This is a genomic window from Thermoplasma sp., assembly GCF_008709555.1.
In the GTDB taxonomy this organism is placed as follows: domain Archaea; phylum Thermoplasmatota; class Thermoplasmata; order Thermoplasmatales; family Thermoplasmataceae; genus Thermoplasma.
Window position 1 is genome coordinate 1 of sequence record NZ_VYIJ01000037.1, and the last position, 905, is coordinate 905.

Consider the following 905-nt stretch of genomic DNA (forward strand, 5'->3'; position numbering starts at 1 on the left):
AGGAAATGAACTGGCGGCAGTGGGCAAATACCTGCTCGTGGCCGCCGGTGTCATTGGCGGAATAGCAATCGGTTACGAAGCACTTAAAGCATACCAGTCGCATGAGTATGCCAAGCGCTACAACCCGCCACCACAGTACGTAATCAATGAAGCAGAGCAAAAGGCTTTAGAATATAAACCAAGTTAGGATCATCATGCCCATGGATGACATAGATCGCAGAGTAACCGTGCTGGAAATACAGATGCAGAACAATACCCAGCTAATAAAGGAAATAGCCGAGGACACAAAGGCCATACGCAAACAGCTGACGGAAGCAGACATAGCCGCGGCACGGCTCGCCGGCCAGCAAAGCGGGCAGCAGCTTGCGGGTGTGCTGCTGAAACGGGACAAGCTGGCCATTTATGCATCGCTTCTGGTGGCACTGATATCACTCACAGGATCAATTCTTGCGAGGATTTTATGATACGGCATTTCATATATCTGGCCACCATAGGGACACGCCATTACTTCTCAAAAGAGTACCGGAATACGCCGGAAACGATGACTGAATACAAAAAAATGGCGGAATGGATTTCTACGTTTCGACCTTGATATGGAACTTATCGTCCAGCATCTTCATAGCGTCGGTGATACTCACGTCCAATACACCGGCAAGGCATTCCACGCCGTCTATTGAGGGAAGTCCGTGTATCTCCTCCCTGAAGGTCGGAGTTTTACTGCTTCCCCCAAACCCCTAACTTTTCTATAAGACGGGTTCACAATATACTTTGGCTCACATGTGAAGGACGGGGTCAACTGTAATTCAGGCTCATATTTTCCAAAGGGGTTCAATTACTTAATCAGGTTCGTGTGCATCGCACGGCTTCAACGGTAATTCAGGCTCGCAGGAAATGCAGGGGCTCTA

Annotated in this window: 2 protein-coding genes; both read left to right on the forward strand. The window is 49.0% G+C overall.

Translation table 11 applies throughout. The annotated features are described in order from the left end of the window. Nucleotides 1–187: hypothetical protein (locus F6Q11_RS07505; protein ID WP_297027978.1), on the forward strand; the 187-nt coding region annotated here is incomplete at its 5' end. 7 nt (nt 188–194) lie between these two features. Then, nucleotides 195–464 (forward strand): hypothetical protein, encoded by a 270-nt coding sequence (locus tag F6Q11_RS07510; RefSeq protein WP_297027981.1) that lies wholly within the window; start codon nt 195–197, stop codon nt 462–464. Nucleotides 465–905: the final 441 nt, after the last annotated feature.